This window comes from Enterobacter cloacae complex sp. IR5459 (genome assembly GCF_049238005.1).
Classification (GTDB): Bacteria; Pseudomonadota; Gammaproteobacteria; order Enterobacterales; family Enterobacteriaceae; genus Enterobacter; species Enterobacter hormaechei_C.
Genome location: NZ_JBMKIG010000002.1, coordinates 616,232 through 634,769, shown reverse-complemented (window position 1 = coordinate 634,769; position 18,538 = coordinate 616,232). Strand labels below are relative to the sequence as shown.

At 53.8% G+C, this 18,538-nt stretch carries 18 protein-coding genes; 10 read left to right on the top strand and 8 right to left on the bottom strand.

Annotated elements, in window-relative coordinates; genetic code table 11:
* The first annotated feature begins 859 nt into the window (after positions 1–859).
* From ACOTX4_RS06460 to ACOTX4_RS06450, 3 genes are all read left to right on the top strand, one after another.
* Positions 860–1,018: a hypothetical protein gene (locus ACOTX4_RS06460; RefSeq protein ID WP_023315491.1), complete on the top strand. Its 159-nt coding sequence runs from the start codon at positions 860–862 to the stop codon at positions 1,016–1,018.
* Positions 1,019–1,123: 105 nt separating this feature from the next.
* Positions 1,124–1,666, top strand: a complete 543-nt coding sequence (locus ACOTX4_RS06455) for a type IV secretion protein Rhs (protein WP_032608608.1) — start codon at positions 1,124–1,126, stop codon at positions 1,664–1,666.
* Between the two features lie 2 nt (positions 1,667–1,668).
* A complete protein-coding gene (locus tag ACOTX4_RS06450) occupies positions 1,669–2,025 on the top strand; it encodes a putative T6SS immunity periplasmic lipoprotein (protein ID WP_032608610.1) in 357 nt (118 codons plus the stop codon).
* 22 nt (positions 2,026–2,047) lie between these two features.
* On the opposite strand, the gene yecR is transcribed toward ACOTX4_RS06450, so the two are convergent.
* Entirely contained in the window at positions 2,048–2,239 is a 192-nt protein-coding gene (yecR, locus tag ACOTX4_RS06445; RefSeq protein ID WP_071785715.1) for a YecR family lipoprotein, read from the bottom strand.
* Here yecR and ACOTX4_RS06440 point away from each other — a divergent pair.
* Positions 2,232–3,430 (top strand): IS3 family transposase gene (locus ACOTX4_RS06440; RefSeq protein WP_096888931.1). Its coding sequence is split into 2 segments (ribosomal slippage): positions 2,232–2,511 and positions 2,511–3,430, totalling 1,200 coding nucleotides; the frame shifts between segments, so codons are not numbered across the junction. The genes yecR and ACOTX4_RS06440 overlap by 8 nt on opposite strands.
* Before the next feature lie 106 nt (positions 3,431–3,536).
* Here ACOTX4_RS06440 and ACOTX4_RS06435 read toward each other — a convergent pair.
* The 6 genes from ACOTX4_RS06435 to ACOTX4_RS06410 all read right to left on the bottom strand — a co-directional run bounded on the left by ACOTX4_RS06435 (position 3,537) and on the right by ACOTX4_RS06410 (position 10,652).
* Positions 3,537–4,283, bottom strand: a complete 747-nt coding sequence (locus tag ACOTX4_RS06435) for an SAM-dependent methyltransferase (protein WP_045332032.1) — start codon at positions 4,281–4,283, stop codon at positions 3,537–3,539.
* Positions 4,284–4,293: 10 nt separating this feature from the next.
* Entirely contained in the window at positions 4,294–4,551 is a 258-nt protein-coding gene (locus tag ACOTX4_RS06430) for a YjhX family toxin (RefSeq protein WP_003863178.1), read from the bottom strand.
* 259 nt (positions 4,552–4,810) lie between these two features.
* Positions 4,811–6,748 carry a putative bifunctional diguanylate cyclase/phosphodiesterase gene (locus tag ACOTX4_RS06425; protein WP_032657331.1) on the bottom strand — a complete coding sequence of 646 codons (1,938 nt, stop codon included), beginning with the start codon at positions 6,746–6,748 and terminating at the stop codon, positions 4,811–4,813.
* A 17-nt stretch (positions 6,749–6,765) separates the two neighbouring features.
* The gene (locus ACOTX4_RS06420) at positions 6,766–7,260 is read right to left on the bottom strand and encodes a molybdopterin-dependent oxidoreductase (RefSeq protein ID WP_023324209.1); all 495 of its coding nucleotides are present in this window, start codon (positions 7,258–7,260) and stop codon (positions 6,766–6,768) included.
* Between the two features lie 383 nt (positions 7,261–7,643).
* Positions 7,644–9,428 (bottom strand): diguanylate cyclase, encoded by a 1,785-nt coding sequence (locus tag ACOTX4_RS06415; protein WP_063938046.1) that lies wholly within the window; start codon positions 9,426–9,428, stop codon positions 7,644–7,646.
* Between the two features lie 114 nt (positions 9,429–9,542).
* Positions 9,543–10,652 carry an AI-2E family transporter gene (locus ACOTX4_RS06410; protein WP_003863175.1) on the bottom strand — a complete coding sequence of 370 codons (1,110 nt, stop codon included), beginning with the start codon at positions 10,650–10,652 and terminating at the stop codon, positions 9,543–9,545.
* Between the two features lie 157 nt (positions 10,653–10,809).
* Between ACOTX4_RS06410 and mmuP the strand changes: the two genes are divergently transcribed.
* The 6 genes from mmuP to tauD all read left to right on the top strand — a co-directional run bounded on the left by mmuP (position 10,810) and on the right by tauD (position 16,715).
* The gene (gene mmuP, locus ACOTX4_RS06405) at positions 10,810–12,210 is read left to right on the top strand and encodes an S-methylmethionine permease (protein WP_017383140.1); all 1,401 of its coding nucleotides are present in this window, start codon (positions 10,810–10,812) and stop codon (positions 12,208–12,210) included.
* Positions 12,197–13,129 (top strand): homocysteine S-methyltransferase, encoded by a 933-nt coding sequence (gene mmuM / locus ACOTX4_RS06400; RefSeq protein ID WP_022650442.1) that lies wholly within the window; start codon positions 12,197–12,199, stop codon positions 13,127–13,129. The genes mmuP and mmuM overlap by 14 nt, the downstream gene beginning before the upstream one ends.
* Positions 13,130–13,302: 173 nt before the next feature.
* Positions 13,303–14,265 (top strand): taurine ABC transporter substrate-binding protein, encoded by a 963-nt coding sequence (tauA, locus tag ACOTX4_RS06395; protein WP_022650443.1) that lies wholly within the window; start codon positions 13,303–13,305, stop codon positions 14,263–14,265.
* Positions 14,266–14,275: 10 nt separating this feature from the next.
* Entirely contained in the window at positions 14,276–15,043 is a 768-nt protein-coding gene (tauB, locus tag ACOTX4_RS06390) for a taurine ABC transporter ATP-binding subunit (protein ID WP_003863171.1), read from the top strand.
* Entirely contained in the window at positions 15,040–15,867 is an 828-nt protein-coding gene (tauC, locus tag ACOTX4_RS06385) for a taurine ABC transporter permease TauC (protein WP_003863170.1), read from the top strand. Before tauB ends, tauC begins: the two co-directional genes overlap by 4 nt.
* On the top strand, positions 15,864–16,715 hold the full coding sequence (tauD, locus tag ACOTX4_RS06380) for a taurine dioxygenase (RefSeq protein WP_003863169.1): 852 nt from the start codon (positions 15,864–15,866) through the stop codon (positions 16,713–16,715). Before tauC ends, tauD begins: the two co-directional genes overlap by 4 nt.
* Before the next feature lie 69 nt (positions 16,716–16,784).
* Here tauD and ACOTX4_RS06375 read toward each other — a convergent pair whose 3' ends face one another.
* On the bottom strand, positions 16,785–18,509 hold the full coding sequence (locus ACOTX4_RS06375; RefSeq protein ID WP_023324213.1) for a lysophospholipid acyltransferase family protein: 1,725 nt from the start codon (positions 18,507–18,509) through the stop codon (positions 16,785–16,787).
* Positions 18,510–18,538: the final 29 nt, after the last annotated feature.

Here is an 18,538-nt window from a genome sequence, read left to right as displayed (position 1 = left end):
GGCAGGGCGCTGATTTGTGATGATGGTGAAGCGATAGAGGGGGAGGCTGCGGAAGAGGTTGAGGTGATGGGGCGGGTGACGTTCTTCATCAACAGTGCGATCGAAGACGACAGGGTAGTGTGAGACAAATGTGGGACACGCATGGCTTTTCTGGCTTTGTCGTGTCTTCACATCTTTTGGCATCATGGGACGTGTGAGCGCAGGGATGATGCGGTAAGTTACTGTGTTAAAAAGCAGTTCTTATAATTCGTAATGCGAAGGTCGTAGGTTCGACTCCTATTATCGGCACCATCTAAGAAAATCAATCACTTATCGTCAAAAACCTAAAGGATTGTATCTTTCATTATCATCCTTGATAACACTTGGTAAACGCCTTTGCGTTGTATCGGCTCAAGGATTGTACAACGTACTGGCGGGTAGTTACCAGGCTCAAGCCCGAACAGCATTAGAAATTTTGCCATCCCTTGAAGCTGAAAGAGTTGCCGGACTCTCTAAACACATCACTTGAACCATTAGCGATACGTTCCGCGCTTCGTGCGGCGCTCAATGATGCTACACCTTGTGAAAGGTCACAGAGAATAAACAGGCGTAATGTTGGGAAGACTAACCGGATCGGGAAAGAATCCGGCTCTGCCACGGTTTCGATCACCGGAGTATAACGATCACCTGATAAGAGAACGTGCTAAGGCTTTATCCTCCCTGCGAAGGGATTACACCCTGCGGTAGCGCTATGCGCCGCCTTTTCTTATGTGCCCAACACGGCACGTAATGATCATCTATTATCTGCACCATTGTAACTTTCGTTGTACTGTCTCTCTGCTGTACGTTGAACGCTGGCAGATTCAGCGGAGGGGATACCATGTCAAAAGCCACGAATACAGCAGCCACTAAGCGCAACAACCGTAAGATTCACGCCCGTAAATTCCTGGCAACACCAGAGGGGAAAGCCTGGCTTGCTAAGAAGCAGGAAGAGCGAGAGGAAATCAAGTTGGCGCGAGCGGCTAACAACATGTTTTAAACTACCGAACACGCCGCTAATTGGCTTCTATTGTCCAAAATCTGTTAGTTGCGCATTTCCTGCTCTCTGGATACCCTGATATAAATCATACAAGGAGGACAGTTTATGAGCGCACAGGCAGAGGAAGGAACATTACGCCGGATGACCTTAGGCGAGATTGCAATGGCTCGCAGAGTGTTCGGTGATTCGATAGTGTATAGCCGTGTCTGGATTCATTGCGACAGCTATTTACCGTTCGGCCTCCAGAAACAGAACTACGCGATGACTCCCAACGGGGAGTTGTGGTACAGAAAACAGATGTACAGGGAAGACTTTTCCGCAAACTCAGTTTTCGTTGAAGATAAATATGTTTTCATCCATGAATTGGGGCATGTGTGGCAACACCAGCACGGGCAATGGGTGAGAATGCGGGGTGCGTTTAGCTGGGCTGCTGAATATACCTACAGGCTGGATAAAGAAAAGCTCACTGATTACTCTCTTGAGCAGCAAGCCTCTATTTTAGCTGATTACTGGTTACTGCTGGTTTATGGGATCAGTAAGTGGTCTTACTATCAGAGACCAGGGCGCATGGGGATGTACAGGGGCGTAGACAAATTGCAGGATGTCCCTTCGCTTTACCAGAAAATCGTAACAGGGAAGGGGCGTTAAACATGAAAAACAAAATGTTGCTGGGTGTTGTATTCCTCTTAACGGGATGCCCTGGGCCTGGTGATCGAATGGTAGATCGTGAATCTACAACGGCATTTATCAAAGATAATCAAGTTTGTGTGGTGTCACCACTGGAGCCACAGGAACGGATCACTGCTATCCAAATCAACAGTGATAATAGCGACTCTCTTCACAATATTTTTGATGACAAGCCTGTTTATGTACCGAAGGGTGAGTGTCTTCCTGTATTCGGATTTAAGTTTACACCTGGAGAGCGGTATAACTTCGCGTATGACGTCCAATCTGCTAAATCAGGGGCGTATTTAGTCACTGCTGAATTTTCTTATCCCAAAGAATAAGGGGGCATTCTGCCCCCAAATCTTATTTCTTCAAGTCACCAGTACATTGATATTCCATTGTGACCATTGTTTCCATACATCCGCTTGAGGATGGTTGAGAACAAACAGAAGTTGAACCACCGAAAGGCTCAGCACCAGAATAGCCCCATGCAGCGCAACGCTGTGTGAAGTGGTTTACTGAATTTGGCCACCTGAACAGAGGTGATATGCTCATCTCAGAACAATACAGGTGTCCCAATGAAAAAAGAAATTTCAGCGCAGAGTTTAAACGCGAATCCGCTCAACTGGTCCTTGATCAGAACTACACCGTTGCAGCTGCGGCCAGTGCTATGGACGTGGGGCTTTCTACCATGACGCGATGGGTAAAGCAGTTACGGGATGAACGACAGGGTAAAATACCTAAAGCCTCCCCTATAACCCCGGAACAGATTGAAATACGTGAGCTAAAGAAAAAGCTACAACGCATTGAAATGGAAAACGACATATTAAAAAAGGCTACCGCGCTTTTGATGTCAGACTCCCTGAACAGTTCTCGTTAATCGAAAAACTCAGAGCGCAGTATCCTGTGGTCACACTCTGCCAGGTGTTCGGGGTTCATCGCAGCAGCTACAAATACTGGGTGAAAAGCCCCGAAAAGCCAGACGGCAAGCGGGCTATATTACGTAGCCAGGTTCTGGAGCTGCATAACATTAGCCATGGCTCTGCTGGCGCGAGGAGTATCGCCATTATGGCAACCCTGAGAGGTTTCAGAATGGGACGCTGGCTTGCCGGCAGACTCATGAAAGAACTGGGACTGGTTAGTTGTCAGCAACCCACCCACCGGTATAAACGTGGTGGCCATGAACACATTGCTATCCCAAACCACCTTGAGCGACAGTTCGCAGTGACAGAGCCTAATCAGGTGTGGTGCGGCGATGTGACGTATATCTGGACAGGCAGGCGCTGGGCTTACCTCGCCATTGTTCTCGATTTGTTCGCCAGGAAACCGGTAGGCTGGGCAATGTCATTCTCACCGGACAGCAAGCTAACCATCAAAGCGCTGGAAATGGCGTGGGAAACCCGAGGTAAACCAGCGGGAGTGATGTTCCCCAGTGACCAGGGTAGCCACTACACAAGCAGGCAGATCCGGCAGTTATTGTGGCGTTACCGGATCAGGCAAAGTATGAGCCGACGCGGAAACTGCTGGGATAACAGCCCGATGGAACGCTTCTTCAGAAGTCTGAAAAACGAGTGGGTGCCAGTGACAGGCTATATAAACTTTAGCGAAGCAGCTCATGCGATCACAGACTATATCGTCGGGTATTACAGGTCGGTAAGGCCGCATGACTATAACGGTGGGTTACCCCCAAACGAATCGGAAAACCGATACTGGAAAAACTCTAAAGCCGTGGCCAGTTTTGGTTGACCACTTCAAACAACTCAACCCATCTATGCTGCACTTTCTGGCTGAATGCTTAACCCTGTCTGTTGAACGGCGGCATAACCCTAAAGGCTATACCGCCAGCGTTATGTTATCGCGCCATTAACGCAAACACTCCCCAGCCAAAGTACTCCCGCGTGTACGTCACATGACGTTCAGGCGCTATCGTCAGCTCCGCCCGAACCTCCTGCGCGAAGTCATCGTCTGGGTTTTCCTCCAGCCAGCGCCGCATGGTCATCCATTTTGCGGCTTCGTACCTGTCCCAGCCTTCCTGGTCAGCCAGCACCATTTCAACCAGGTCATAGCCCTGTTGATCGAAAGACGCAACCAGACCGGGCAGAGTGAGAAAGTCTGTAATCGACGAGACGCCGCAGGCCTGGGCTGTCTCCTCCGTCGCGGGTACCTGACGCCAGTACGGTTCGCCGATGAGCATTATTCCCCCGGGCTTGAGGCTTTTTGCCAGCAGATCCATTGTCCCGGCTACGCCCCCCGCAATCCAGGTTGCGCCAACGCAGGCCGCCACGTCACATTTTTCATTCGCGACGTAGCCGGCCGCGTCGTTATGAATGAAATGGACGCGTTCGCTGACGCCAAGTTCCTCTGCGCGCAGTGTGGCCTGCGCGGTGAAGAGCGGGCTCATGTCGATGCCGGTACCGGTAATACCGTAATCACGTGCCCAGGTACAAAGCATCTCTCCCGAGCCGCTGCCGAGATCGAGAATGCGTGTGCCTGGCTTCATGCGTAACACGCGGCCCAGCGTCGCGTACTTCTCTGGCGTAAAGGGGTTATGAATGCGGTGTTCGCTTTCGCTAACAGTAAAAATACGTGGGATATCCATCATCCTCTCCTCAACGATTATCAGGCTGAGCGCGAACGTTGTTCAGCCCCGTAGTGTTAATGCGGTAGGGCTGACCGTTAACGGATTTGATCAGCTTTTTGGTTTTGAGCTTTTTGAAAACGGCGAGCGTGCAGTCAGCCAGCAGTAGTCCTTCGCGGCTATAGCATTCAACGGCGGTGACGCGGCCGGAGGTATCGCGGACGTGCACAATACGGCCACCTTTGGCGAGAACGTGTAAGGTACGTTGTTCCTGACGGGATAAATTCATACTGGAAAACCTGTTTAATCATCATGGGCAAAACGTGCAAACACACAGCGGTGTCCGCATACGGTTTCAGCGCATTGATAATCAGTCCGGCCTGGAATGGTCGGGAAGCTGATTATCGGATGATTACATTCTCCAGCATCAAAGCCTCGGATTGAGTTGATAGATATTTACGGGGTGAATGATAACACCTGTTTATTGTCAGTGAATACCCAAGGGTGAAAAATGTGATCCCGGTTGGTATCGGGCTGAGGAGAGGGACTCATTCCTGGCCGCTCTTGATTTTGCTGTCGACCTGAGGCTGTGGTTTGCTGAAAAGATATCCCTGCACAAGCTCGCAACCCAGAGCCTGAAGCCGCTCAAGCTGCTCTTCGGTCTCAACGCCCTCAGCTATGACGCCCATATTAAGGCTTTTAGCCATACCGGTAATCAGCTTCACAATATTAAGCGCATCTTCCTGCGTAGATATCGGATTGACAAAAGATTTATCGATCTTGATTTTATCAAAATTCAGTTCGCTGAGTCTGGAGAGCGACGAATAGCCCGTGCCAAAATCATCAATGGAGATTCTTACGCCCAGTGCGCGGAGTTTTTTCAGAATCGCAATGGGGTTATTTCTGTCACTGAAGAGGGAGGACTCCGTGACCTCTAACTCAAGACGGTTAGCCGGGAGCCCGGTTTCAGCCAGAACGGACTGCACCGTATTAATAAATGATTTGCTGCCCAATTGAACAGGCGAGACGTTGACGGAGATCCTGGCCGGAACAGTCCAGGAGACCGCTTCCCTACAGGCCAGTTTAAGTACGGTTTTACCTATCTCGTTGATCATGCCTGTTTTTTCAGCGGCGAAAATAAAGCTATCCGGGGCAAGCATTCCCTTTACAGGATGCATCCAGCGAATAAGCGCTTCATAGCCGTAAATTTCCTTGCTGACGGAATTCACAATAGGCTGGTAATAAACAACAAATTCATCATTCTCTATTGCTCTTGCCATATCATTTTCAAGGGTTCTGCTTTCCTGCAACTTCTGTAGCATTCGCTGGCGGAAGACTTTGATTTGCTGAGAACCTTCTTTCTTGGCTTCATAGAGCGCCAGATCGGCAAACTTATAAAGGTAATCTGAACGTCGTTCGTTATCCGATAAAACAATACCTACACAGGTGGCTATTTTTATGAGTTGATTATTGATTGTATAGGGCTTGCTGATGCTATCACTGATTTCTCGCGCGCGTGAGACGGCTGCGGTTTCGGTTAAGCCACTGGAGAGAAACGCAAATTCGTCGCCGCCCAAACGATAAAATGTCTCTGAAAAGCGGCCCAAAGCATTAAGGCGCGTGGATACCTCACGTAACAGTAAATCCCCGGTATCATGACCGTAGGTATCATTCACCTCTTTGAATCGGTCTAAATCGAATAACATCACCGTGACCGAAATATGTTTTTTCTCAGCCTGTAGATTAAGTTTATTGAGATCATCCCAAAAGAAAAGACGGTTTTTCATTCCGGTAAGGGAGTCATGATAAACATCGTATTCCAGTTTTGTATTCTGGATTTGCAGGGTTTCTTTGGATAGCTGAAGTTCTTCAGCCAGCGTTTTCACCTGCATATGGGCTTTCAGGATATTTTTATTTTGATAGATAATCAAAAAGCCCAGTATGAAGCTTAAAATAACCAGCAACAGCGAAAGTGCCGAATAAATATAATACAGAACCTGTATTTTAAGGTTGGTTTCATTGATTGTATTAACATCTTTTGTTAAAGCCGTGGATGAAAGCTGGCTTAGCGGGGCATCCAGTGAATGCATATTTTTCAGATAGAGCTTTAACTCTGAACGGCTCATTTTCTCAAGATGACCATCCAGATAGTTCAGTATATTTTCCAGGCGTAAGGCGAGCGCCTGATGCGCTTTTTCGCTGTTTATATAACGACCCAGGCCGCCCTCTTTCAATAAATCATTCTGGCTCAGCATGATTTCCAGGCGCATGCGAACCTGGTCTACCGTAACGTCATCAGTCTCGGTTGCGTACAGTCCAATCCATGATTCAAATCGGTAATATTCAGATACCAGTTGGGCTACAGACCAGGACTCAGTGTAGTGAGTCAATTTTTGCAACTCTTGCTGACGATCGTAAACAAGAAATGCTATATATCCCGTAGTGATAAAAAGAGAAAAAATGATACCAACCAGTATCCTGTTCATTATGTTCTCCTGAACTACTATTCAATCTTCATTTTGCTGACCTGCCATGCCGATCGCGAGTAATAAATCTGATTATTGAGTTCAGGAAGACTGTCATAAGGGTAGACGATGAATGACGGACCTTTATCGCGGATGCGCATATATTCGCCATTGACCTTTAAAGCCAGGATGGCGTTGTATTTCTGGAAGTCGCTGAGAGGGATGACGGTAGTGTAATCATTGAGTGCAATCACATTCAGGACAGAACCCTTTGCACCCACATACTCCATGAGTTTGCGCATCGGTATACCCTCAAACTTCGTGCGGCCATTATACCAGGGAGAGGTCGTCTGGAAACTCACCATGCCCAGTTTTTCAAGGCTGGCAATATCAAAAACGGCATTTCCATTTTCGTTCGTATTTTCTATATTACCGCTAATGGTTAAGATGGGTTTGCCCACAGGCTTTGGCAGTTCGCCAGCCCAGCTTAAACTTTGTACCAAAAAGCAGCACAGCATTAGGATTATTCGCATATTGGCCTCCTCTTTTTAACAGAAGTATAAGAATTATAAGTTATTTATCCTATAAGTTTGTCTATTTTGTTGAACGCCACGCCTTTTTGCAAACGCTACTTGATTAAAATTATAAAAATCAAAATGATAGCTGTATTTTTCCCCGTGATTGCAGACCGCTGGCTGAAGCTTACGTTTTTTAAAACATAAAAACTTAGTGTAATAAACCACCCGAGTTTAAAAAATGATCGCTTTGATTTATTGATATATTTACGCACCCCCATTTTTTATCAATGGTGGCATCGTTAAGATGAATTTATTTGTACAAAGAATGATAACGCACCCTCAATGTGAGGGAATAAGAGAGTGCGCGTACCTCTGACGTCGTTGGCACTGAGTTTCGCTTAACCCGCCTCCAGCATACTGAAACTGACGATCCGCGAGCGCCCCAGCTCTTTCGCCCGGTAGAGCGCCACGTCTGCCGCGCGCAGCAGGTCGTCGCTTTGGGCGTGCTGCGGGTAACTGGCGATCCCGATCGACACATCTACCGGGCCAATCTCAGCAAGCCCATAACGTAGCGACAGCGTATGGACGCCGTTATAAATCTCCGTTGCGCAGGCGTGAGCCGCTTCCTCATCCGCACCCGTAAGTAGCACCAGAAACTCTTCGCCACCAAAGCGGAATGCCAGGCCGGCATCGTGCACGGCACGCTGAACAATTGTCGCCACGCTCTTAATCACATGATCGCCAGCCTCATGGCCGAAGCGATCGTTAATGCTTTTAAAGTGATCGATGTCGATCATCATGCAGCTCACCGGTTCATCATTGCGCATCGCCTGAGCTATCTGAGTGCGCAGGGTATCTTCAAGGTGGTGGCGGTTACGCAAGCCGGTGAGCGGGTCGAATAGCGCTTTTTCCAGCAGGGCATCGCGCAGACGCTGGTTGGCCAGCGCCAGACCCAGGGCTTCCGCCATTAATTCGAGATAGGCGCGGGACGGTGCCGTTTCAGGCGTGATGTTCTGAAACGACAGCAAACCAATGGCTTCCCCCTGCGCAATGAGCGGCACGCAGAGTGAACTGTCTTTTTGTGATTCAGGCAGATGCTGGCAACCGATATCCGGCTCGCCGTTGACCGGTGGGTGGCTCTGACCACGGCGTATGGCCCAGCATTGATCGGGGTGGAAAGCATTTTTTTCTCCCTGGGGAGATAACCATTCCGCCGCACAGCGCATCTCCCACGGGTTTCGATCCAGAATATACAGACGCCCGGCGACACCCGGCGCAATGTTGGGAGCAAACAGCTCTGCCACCTCAATCACGTCGCTAACGTTCTCGCAGCCCTGCAAGCGCTGGGTCATTCGCGCGAGCAGCTCGCGGATGGCCCAGTCTGCGTCGCGTTCTTTTTCAAGCCGCTGCCTTGCCAGCCCGTTCTCGCGGAAAATGCGAATGGCCTGCGCCATATCGCCTATCTCATCGACCTGGTTGAAATTTGGCGTTTCGACGGCGTAATCCTGTGAGGCCAGCCGGTGAACCACATCACTGAGGCGCACCACCGGGCGCAGCACGCGGTGCTTGAGAATAAAACCCATCACGAATAAGAAGAGCAGGGCGGTCAGGCCGACCATCATTTCAGAGGCGGTACGCAGGGTTTTTGACGTGTTGGTCGCTGCCTGGACATCGGCGATAATGCGCTTATCCAGAAGCACACGAAAATGGTCAATCTTGCTTTGGGCGCGTTCCATTTCAAGTTCGTAGATTTTGCCGAAGAGTAACGCAATGGCCTGTTGTTCCTCACCCCGGGCGACGCTGGCAATTGCTGCCTGCTGTTCATCCTGTAGGCCATCGACAATCTTCAGCCCTTCGTACAGCAGCGCCAGCTCTTCGCCCGTTGCGCCCGTATCTTTTAACTGGCCCAGCTTGCGCTCGATATTCTTCAGTTCGCCTTCTTTCGCCTGGTACGTTTTCAGCACATCGGGCTCTTTTTTGATGGCGTAAAGGCGCGCTAAGTCGGAGAGCATCCAGGTTTCTGCTTCAATCTCTTCCGTAAGCTGGTCAAAAATTTGTCGTTGCTTAACAGCCTGACGTTCTACGTTGTCGGCATGGGAAGCCATCAGCATGACGATACCGGAGGCAATGGTCAGGCACACCGTGACACCATAAGCCCAGTTTGTGATCGTGGCGATTCGCACCTGTTGGATCCTTCTACGACAAATGTGGAAGAGCGTTCATTAAAGATTATAGAAAACCCCTGATTTATCGCGAAAAAAAAGGCGGCACCGGGCCGCCTGTCAAAACGCGTTTAGTTAGAGATCCGGAGGATTTTTTCCTTCTTCGATAAAATCTGCGTCCAGCTCCTCGGCGTTGCCTGCGTGGTCGCGGCCGGAGAAGAGGTTCCAGCAGGCGATAAACAGGGCGGCAATCAGCGGCCCAATCACAAAGCCGTTAATGCCGTACAGCTCCATACCGCCGAGCGTGGTGATCAGTATCAGGTAGTCCGGCATTTTGGTGTCTTTGCCCACCAGCAGCGGACGTAAAAGGTTGTCCACCAGCCCGACGATAATGACAAAGAAGCCCACAATGAACAGACCCTGCCACAGCTGGTGAGTGGCAAACAGGAAGATGGCGGCGGGAACCCAGACGATAGCCGAGCCGACGGCGGGCACCAGGGAGAGGAACGCCATCAGCGCTCCCCACAGTACGCTACCGTCAATACCGACGATGGCAAAGGCGATACCGCCAAGCGTACCCTGAACCACCGCCACGACCGCCGTACCTTTTACCGTGGCTCGCGAGACGCCGACAAACTTCGCGAACAGGTGCTGTTTGACGAAGTCAGACAGCGGCAGCGAGTCGAGGATCTGGCGCACCAGATAGGGCCCGTCTTTGAGCAGGAAAAACAGCAGGTACAGCATAATGCCGAAGCTAATAGCAAAGCCGAACGTCCCTTTACCAATCAGGAACGCGCTACCCGCCAGATACTGTCCGCCCTGTAACGCGACATCGGAAAGCTTTTTCTGGATCTGCGCGGCGTTGGTCAGGTTGTGATCCGCCAGGAAGCCGCTGGCCCAGTCCGGCAGGCGGTTGAAGATACCGGCGATGACTTCCGGGAACTGCGTGTTGTTCTGTTGCAGCTTGGTGTAAACCATGTTCAGTTCCACCGCGAGCGAGGAAAGGATCACCATCAACGGAATAAACACGATCAGGCAGATAATGCCGAGTGTGAGGAGGGAAGCCAGCCCGTTGCGATCGCCCAGCGCGGTACGCAGCTTGTTTTTCACCGGGTTGAAAATGATGGTCAGGATCGCGGCCCACAGAATCGCCGAGAAATAGGGTGACAGCACGTCAAAGAAAGCCCAGGTTACAAGGGCCAGGATGAGAATAAAGAAACCTTTGGTCAGTCCGTTAAATCGCATAGTGAGTCCTGGTGAAGAAGAAACTGTGTCGACTATAGAACTGATTTAAGGATTTACCAATAATTGCGCCGAAGTCGTGCCGGGTGGCTTTTTGTTAACAATCGCGGTATAACACCCTTCTTTGGATGTTTAGATGTCCATACGTTTAGAAGGTAATATGCAAACAGAACAACAAAACGGGCAGCTTAAGCGCACCATGAAAACCCGCCACCTGATTATGCTCTCGCTGGGTGGCGTTATCGGCACAGGGTTATTCTTCAATACCGGATACATCATTTCGACAACTGGCGCGGCGGGCACGCTGCTGGCGTATCTTATCGGTGCGCTGGTGGTCTGGCTGGTTATGCAATGCCTGGGGGAACTTTCCGTGGCGATGCCGGAAACCGGGGCGTTCCACGTCTACGCCGCTCGTTATCTCGGCCCGGCGACAGGGTATACCGTGGCGTGGCTGTACTGGTTGACCTGGACGGTGGCGCTCGGATCGAGCTTTACCGCAGCCGGGTTCTGTATGCAGTACTGGTTCCCGCAGGTTCCCGTCTGGACGTGGTGCGTCGTCTTTTGCGTGGTGATTTTTGCTCTTAACGTGATTTCCACGCGTTTCTTCGCCGAAGGGGAATTCTGGTTCTCGCTGGTGAAAGTCATCACCATCATCGCCTTCATTATTCTCGGCGGAGCGGCGATCTTCGGTTTTATCCCGATGCAGGATGGTTCACCGGCGCCGGGCTTGAGCAACATTACTGCCGAAGGCTGGTTCCCGCACGGCGGTCTGCCGATCCTGATGACCATGGTGGCGGTCAACTTTGCCTTCTCAGGTACAGAGCTTATCGGCATCGCGGCAGGGGAAACGGAAAACCCACACAAGGTTATTCCGGTTGCTATTCGCACCACCATCGCCCGGCTCATCATCTTCTTTATTGGCACCGTGTTTGTGCTGGCGGCGCTGATCCCCATGCAGCAGGCTGGCGTGGAGAAAAGTCCGTTTGTGCTGGTGTTTGAAAAGGTCGGCATTCCGTATGCGGCGGATATCTTTAACTTCGTGATCCTGACGGCGATCCTCTCGGCGGCGAACTCGGGCCTGTACGCCTCTGGCCGTATGCTGTGGTCTCTGTCTAACGAGAAAACGCTGCCGCGCTGCTTTGCCCGCGTCAACAAAAACGGCGTGCCGCTGACGGCGCTCTCCGTTTCCATGCTGGGCGGCGTGCTGGCGCTGTTCTCCAGCGTGGTCGCGCCGGATACGGTGTTTGTGGCGCTGTCAGCCATTTCCGGTTTTGCGGTGGTGGCAGTGTGGATCAGCATCTGCGCGTCGCACTTTGTGTTTCGTCGCCGTCACGTGCAGTCCGGGCAACCGCTTTCGGCGTTGCAGTATCGCGCGCCATGGTATCCGCTGGTGCCCGTGCTTGGCTTTATCCTCTGCCTGGTGGCCTGCGTCGGCCTGTGGTTTGACCCCAGCCAGCGTATTGCCCTTTATTGCGGGCTTCCGTTTGTCGCCCTGTGTTATGGTGCGTACTACCTGACCCGAAACCTGACCACGCAGGAGCCTGAACATGTCGCAGAATAATCCGCTTACCGCTCTCCTTGAAAACCAGCCGTTTGTCGTGCTGGATGGGGCAATGGCAACGGAGCTGGAAGCGCGCGGTTGTAACCTTGCCGACAGCCTCTGGTCGGCTAAAGTGCTGATGGAAAACCCGGAGCTGATCCGTGACGTACACCTCGACTACTACCGCGCGGGGGCACAGGTGGCGATCACCGCCAGCTATCAGGCGACACCCGCGGGCTTTGCCGCTCGCGGGCTGGACGAGTCGCAATCCCGGGCGTTGATTGGCAAAAGCGTAGAGCTGGCACGCAAAGCGCGGGAAGCGTACCTGGCTGAGAACGCAAATGCAGGCACGCTGCTGGTGGCGGGATCTGTGGGCCCTTACGGCGCGTATCTGGCCGATGGTTCCGAGTATCGCGGCGATTACGTGCGTAGCGCTGAAGAATTCACCGCCTTCCACCGCCCGCGTGTAGAGGCGCTATTGGATGCGGGCGCGGATTTGCTGGCCTGTGAAACGCTGCCTTCGTTCACTGAGATTAAGGCGCTGGCGGCGTTGCTGACGGCGTATCCCCGCGCCCGGGCATGGTTCTCATTTACCCTGCGTGACAGCGAGCACCTGAGTGACGGAACGCCGCTGCGGGATGTCGTTTCTGCGCTGGAAAACTACCCGCAGGTTGTCGCGCTGGGGATCAACTGTATCGCGCTGGAAAACACCACCTCGGCGCTGACGCATCTGCACAGCCTGACATCGCTGCCGCTGGTGGTCTATCCGAATTCCGGCGAGCATTATGATGCGGTGAGCAAAACCTGGCATCACCACGGTGAAGCGTGCGAGACGCTGGCGGGGTATTTACCGCAGTGGCTGGCGGCTGGCGCTAAATTAATCGGGGGATGTTGCCGGACCACGCCGAAAGATATTGCTGCGCTGACGGTTCAGCGCTGAGGTCTTTGCCGGGTGGCGGCTGCGCCTTACCCGGCGAAACAACCGCACAAAATTCACTATCCTTTCCCGCTTTTTTTCTAAAAACGAATCGTCATTAGCGATTCTTTTTTATTCCTTTATCAAAATTCTCGCGCCGGAAATACTGCTCTCATAACAACAAGGGAGCAGACATTATGGCAATTTCATCGCGGATCACACTTCTCGGCGCACTGGCGCTGTGGGCATTTCAGGCGCAGGCGGTGGACGTCACCGTCGCGTATCAGACTTCCGCTGAGCCGGCGAAAGTCGCGCAGGCGGATAACACCTTCGCCAAAGCGAGCGGGGCGAACGTCGACTGGCGCAAGTTCGACAGCGGCGCGGCGATTGTGCGGGCGTTAGCCTCGGGCGACGTGCAGATTGGTAACCTGGGCTCCAGCCCGCTGGCGGTGGCCGCCAGCCAGCAGGTGCCGATTGAAGTTTTCCTGCTGGCGTCGCAGCTCGGAAATTCCGAAGCGCTGGTGGTGAAGAAAAGCATCACGAAACCCGAAGATTTGATCGGCAAACGCATCGCAGTGCCGTTTATCTCCACCACGCATTACAGCCTGCTGGCAGCGCTGAAACACTGGGGCATTAAGCCCGGCCAGGTGCAGATCATCAACCTGCAACCTCCGGCGATTATTGCCGCCTGGCAGCGTGGCGACATCGACGGAGCATACGTCTGGGCGCCCGCCGTCAACGAACTGGAAAAAGAGGGCACCGTGCTGACCGACTCCGAAAAAGTGGGGCAGTGGGGCGCGCCAACCCTAGATGTCTGGGTGGTACGTAAGGACTTTGCCGAGAAACACCCTGAAGTGGTGAAAGCCTTCGCCAAAAGCGCCATCGACGCACAGCAGCCATACATCAGCAACCCGGATGAATGGCTGAAACAGCCCACCAACCTGGAGAAACTCTCACGTCTGAGCGGCGTGCCGGAAGCTGACGTGCCGGGGCTGGTAAAAGGCAACACCTATCTGACGCCTGATCAGCAGGTCCAGCAGCTGAACGGGCCGGTAAGCAAAGCGATTGTTGACACTGCGACGTTCCTGAAAGAGCAGGGCAAAGTGCCTGCGGTGGCGGCGGATTACAGCCAGTTCGTGACCGATCGCTTTGTGAAATAAGGGGGCTGCAATGCTGAACATTACAAACCTGTCTGCCGATTACGGCGGCAAACCCGCCCTGGAAGCGATCAACCTGACGCTGGACAGCGGTGAACTGCTGGTGGTGCTGGGACCGTCCGGCTGCGGGAAAACGACGCTGCTGAACCTGATCGCCGGGTTTGTACCGTATCAGCACGGCTCGATCCAACTGGAAGGGAAACGGGTCACGGGGCCGGGCGCAGAGCGCGGCGTGGTTTTCCAGAACGAAGGGTTACTCCCGTGGCGAAACGTTCAGGAAAACGTTGCGTTTGGTCTGCAACTGGCCGGTGTAGCACGTGAACAGCGCCTGAATACGGCGCGCGATATGCTGAAAAAGGTCGGGCTGGAGGGGGCTGAAAAACGCTTTATCTGGCAGCTTTCAGGCGGGCAGCGTCAGCGCGTCGGGATCGCCCGTGCGCTGGCGGCTAACCCACAGCTGCTGTTGCTGGACGAACCTTTCGGGGCGCTGGACGCCTTCACCCGCGAGCAGATGCAAACCCTGCTGCTGCGCCTGTGGCACGAAACCGGCAAGCAGGTGCTGTTAATCACCCACGATATCGAAGAGGCCGTGTTTATGGCGACGGAGCTGGTGCTGCTCTCACCGGGGCCGGGACGCGTGCTGGAGCGCCTGCCGCTTGAGTTTGCCCGGCGCTATGTGGCGGGAGAACCGGTACGCAGCATCAAATCCGATCCGCTGTTTATTGAACAGCGTGAATACGTCTTAAGCCGCGTGTTTGAGCAACGGGAGGCGTTCTCATGAGCATTGTTTTCAGTGAAAAAACGCGGCGGACGCGCCTTGCCTTACGCTGGCCGTTCTCTCGCCAGCTCACTTTAAGCGTCAGCACGCTGGTGGTGTTGCTGGCGGTATGGTGGGCGGTTGCCGCGCAGCAGTGGGTCAGCCCGCTGTTTCTGCCCCCGCCAGGCCAGGTTCTGGAAAAACTGATTACTATCGCCGGGCCGCAGGGCTTTATGGATGCCACGCTCTGGCAGCATTTAGGCGCCAGTCTGACGCGTATTCTGGTGGCGCTGCTGGCGGCGGTCATTATTGGCGTTCCGGTGGGGATCGCGATGGGACTGAGCCCGACGGTACGCGGCATTCTCGACCCGCTGATAGAGCTTTACCGTCCCGTCCCGCCGCTGGCTTACTTGCCCCTGATGGTGATCTGGTTTGGCATCGGCGAGACGTCAAAGATCTTACTGATATACCTGGCGATTTTTGCGCCGGTCGCGATGTCGGCCCTGGCTGGCGTAAAGAGTGCGCAGCAGGTACGCATACGTGCGGCGCAGTCGCTCGGCGCCAGCCGCGCGCAGGTCCTGCTGTTCGTCATTTTACCGGGCGCGCTGCCGGAGATATTGACCGGGCTGCGCATCGGCCTTGGGGTGGGTTGGTCTACGCTGGTGGCGGCAGAGCTGATAGCCGCCACGCGCGGCCTTGGGTTTATGGTGCAGTCGGCGGGAGAGTTCCTGGCGACTGATGTGGTACTGGCAGGGATCGCAGTGATCGCCGCGATCGCCTTTGGATTAGAACTGGGACTGCGCGCGCTACAGCGTCGCCTGACGCCCTGGCATGGAGAAATACAATGAGTGAACGTCTGACGATTATCCCGTTGGGGCCGTACATTGGCGCGCAAGTGTCGGGCCTGGACGTAACCCGTCCGCTGAGCGATAACCAGTTTGAGCAGCTGTACCACGCGGTGCTGCGTCATCAGGTGGTGTTCCTGCGTGAACAGGCCATTACCCCGCATCAGCAGCGCGCGCTGGCCCTGCGTTTTGGCGACCTGCATATCCACCCCGTCTATCCGCATGCGGAAGGGGTGGAGGAGATTATCGTCCTCGACACCCACAACGATAACCCGCCGGATAACGATAACTGGCATACCGATGTGACCTTTATCGACACACCGCCAGCCGGGGCGATTCTTGCGGCGAAGCTGTTGCCTGAGACGGGGGGCGATACGCTGTGGGCCAGCGGGATCGCAGCGTTTGAGGCGCTCTCCGCGCCGCTCCAGACCCTACTGAGCGGCCTGCGGGCGGAGCATGACTTCAAAAAATCATTCCAGGAATATAAGTACCGTAAAACGGAAGAGGAGCACCAGCGCTGGCTGGATGCGGTCGAAAAACATCCCCCGCTGCTGCACCCGGTGGTGCGTACGCATCCGGTGACCGGAAAGCAGGCGCTGTTTGTGAATGAAGGGTTTACCACGCGTATCGTGGACGTAGCGGAGAAAGAGAGTGAGGCGCTGCTCGGCTTCTTGTTCGCGCATATCACCAAACCGGAGTTTCAGGTGCGCTGGCGCTGGCAGGAGAACGATCTGGCGATCTGGGATAACCGCGTCACGCAGCATTACGCCAATGCGGATTATCTGCCGCAGCGAAGGATTATGCAGCGGGCGACGATTTTGGGGGATAAGCCGTTCTACCGTGCGGTTTGAGCCCCTCACCCTAACCCTCTCCCCAAAGGGGCGAGGGGACTGACCGGTGCGGTTTTCACCCTCTCCCTTTTAGGGAGAGGGCAGGGGGGAGGGTATTAAGTGCGCCTCTATATACCGCTGATAGCGGTTCGCCTTCAGATAACACAAATCCACCAGCACCAGCCCGTCGATACAGTTATTGAACGCCGGATCGCTGCCGAAATCGACAAACTGCACGCCGCCGGGTTCGCATAGCTCGGAATACTGTTTGTAGAGCGGCGGGATGCCGCAGCCCAGGTTGCCGAGCAGGGATTTGAGCTTTGTCAGGTCATCCACGTAATCCACCCCGCCAAATTGCGCCAGCACGTCTGGCAGGGATGCGGGATAGGGCTGGCGCGAGGCGGCTAGAGGATGCGTCGCCGGGAACCACAAGCGGTAAAAGGCGACCAGCAGATCCCGCGCGGCAGGCGGTAACCCCCCGGAGATGGAGACCGGGCCAAACAGGTAACGGTAATGAGGATAGCGTGCCAGATAGGCGCCAATACCTGACCACAGATAGTCCAGACCGCGACGCCCCCAGTAGCGCGGCTGTATAAAGCTACGCCCCAGCTCAATGCCGTGCTCCAGTATGTCCTGCATTTTTTCGTCGTAGTGGAACAGGCTGTAGCTGTACAACCCCTCGACGCCGCGCTTTTCCACCTGCATGGCCGTTGGCATAAAGCGGTACGCGCCGACAATCTCCAGGTCATCGTCATCCCACAAAATGAGGTGCAGATAGTCATCATCGTAGCTGTCCGTATCCCGCCGCTTCCCGCTGCCTTCCTCCACGGCACGAAAGGCAATCTCGCGCAGCCGCCCCAGCTCGCGCAGCAGAGGCGCCTCTTCCTGCCCGTTGCGCTGCCAAAGATAGATGGCCTTACCATCGCTCGTTTTTCCCAGACACTCGGCCTGCGCCAGTTCGCGCTTCAGCGTGGCCCTGTCTTCCGGGCGGGCAATGGCGCACTGGGTTTTAAAGACGCCAGGCAATCCCTTGCCAAGACGTATCACGTGCTGACGACACTGCTCGGCCATCTCACGCGATGAAAGGGTAGAACTAAACCGGTCATTCCAGGCAATCTGCTGGCCGATTTTGATCGGCAACTGACTGTGACGGCGGCGAAACATCTGTTGCATCAACAGCAGCATGGATACCGTTGGCGAGACCAGGGTACTGGCATAAAACAGCAGGCTGTTGTGCGCCTGGATATGTACCGGAAGTAGCGGCACCCGTAATTTGCCAGCCAGCTTGATAAAGCCCGGATGCCATTTTTTATCGCGTATGCCTTTGCGCGTTGGGCGGGAAACTTCGCCCGCCGGAAAGAAGATCAGCACACCGGCGTTTTGCAGGTGCTGCTCCATCTGTATCAGCGAAGCTTTTGCGGTTCTGCCGCCCATATTATCCACGGGAATAAACAATGAACTGAGGGGCTCAAGGTGGGACAGCATCCTGTTGGTAACAACCCTGACGTCGCGGCGCACGCGGGAAACGGCGTACAGCAACGCCAGCCCATCCAGCGTGCCAGTGGGGTGGTTCGCTATCACAATGAGTGGGCCGTGTTCGGGGATTTGTTCGAGATCGCGGGCGGAAACGGAGCAGTGAATATCAAGGTGTTCCAGAACCTGATCCACCATATCCAGCCCTTTCAGGTGACGGTGGCTGGCGGCAAACTGCTGAAATTCGTCTTCGTGAAGCAGTCTTTTTAACAGACTTTTTTGCCAGGGTGCGGGCCTCGCCTGAGGCCAAAGGTCATCAAGAACGCTGTCGAGACTAAACATTGATCACTCCTCCTGCCGTCTTGCCCAGA

What these genes read in the sequence shown, in the direction of transcription:
- ACOTX4_RS06460 (WP_023315491.1), top strand. Translation starts at nt 860, where the DNA reads ATGTCAAAAGCCACGAATACAGCAGCCACTAAGCGCAACAACCGTAAG.
- ACOTX4_RS06455 (WP_032608608.1), top strand. Translation starts at nt 1,124, where the DNA reads ATGAGCGCACAGGCAGAGGAAGGAACATTACGCCGGATGACCTTAGGC.
- ACOTX4_RS06450 (WP_032608610.1), top strand. Translation starts at nt 1,669, where the DNA reads ATGAAAAACAAAATGTTGCTGGGTGTTGTATTCCTCTTAACGGGATGC.
- yecR (WP_071785715.1), bottom strand. Translation starts at nt 2,239, where the DNA reads ATGAGCATATCACCTCTGTTCAGGTGGCCAAATTCAGTAAACCACTTC.
- ACOTX4_RS06435 (WP_045332032.1), bottom strand. Translation starts at nt 4,283, where the DNA reads ATGGATATCCCACGTATTTTTACTGTTAGCGAAAGCGAACACCGCATT.
- ACOTX4_RS06430 (WP_003863178.1), bottom strand. Translation starts at nt 4,551, where the DNA reads ATGAATTTATCCCGTCAGGAACAACGTACCTTACACGTTCTCGCCAAA.
- ACOTX4_RS06425 (WP_032657331.1), bottom strand. Translation starts at nt 6,748, where the DNA reads ATGAACAGGATACTGGTTGGTATCATTTTTTCTCTTTTTATCACTACG.
- ACOTX4_RS06420 (WP_023324209.1), bottom strand. Translation starts at nt 7,260, where the DNA reads ATGCGAATAATCCTAATGCTGTGCTGCTTTTTGGTACAAAGTTTAAGC.
- ACOTX4_RS06410 (WP_003863175.1), bottom strand. Translation starts at nt 10,652, where the DNA reads ATGCGATTTAACGGACTGACCAAAGGTTTCTTTATTCTCATCCTGGCC.
- mmuP (WP_017383140.1), top strand. Translation starts at nt 10,810, where the DNA reads ATGCAAACAGAACAACAAAACGGGCAGCTTAAGCGCACCATGAAAACC.
- mmuM (WP_022650442.1), top strand. Translation starts at nt 12,197, where the DNA reads ATGTCGCAGAATAATCCGCTTACCGCTCTCCTTGAAAACCAGCCGTTT.
- tauA (WP_022650443.1), top strand. Translation starts at nt 13,303, where the DNA reads ATGGCAATTTCATCGCGGATCACACTTCTCGGCGCACTGGCGCTGTGG.
- tauB (WP_003863171.1), top strand. Translation starts at nt 14,276, where the DNA reads ATGCTGAACATTACAAACCTGTCTGCCGATTACGGCGGCAAACCCGCC.
- tauC (WP_003863170.1), top strand. Translation starts at nt 15,040, where the DNA reads ATGAGCATTGTTTTCAGTGAAAAAACGCGGCGGACGCGCCTTGCCTTA.
- tauD (WP_003863169.1), top strand. Translation starts at nt 15,864, where the DNA reads ATGAGTGAACGTCTGACGATTATCCCGTTGGGGCCGTACATTGGCGCG.
- ACOTX4_RS06375 (WP_023324213.1), bottom strand. Translation starts at nt 18,509, where the DNA reads ATGTTTAGTCTCGACAGCGTTCTTGATGACCTTTGGCCTCAGGCGAGG.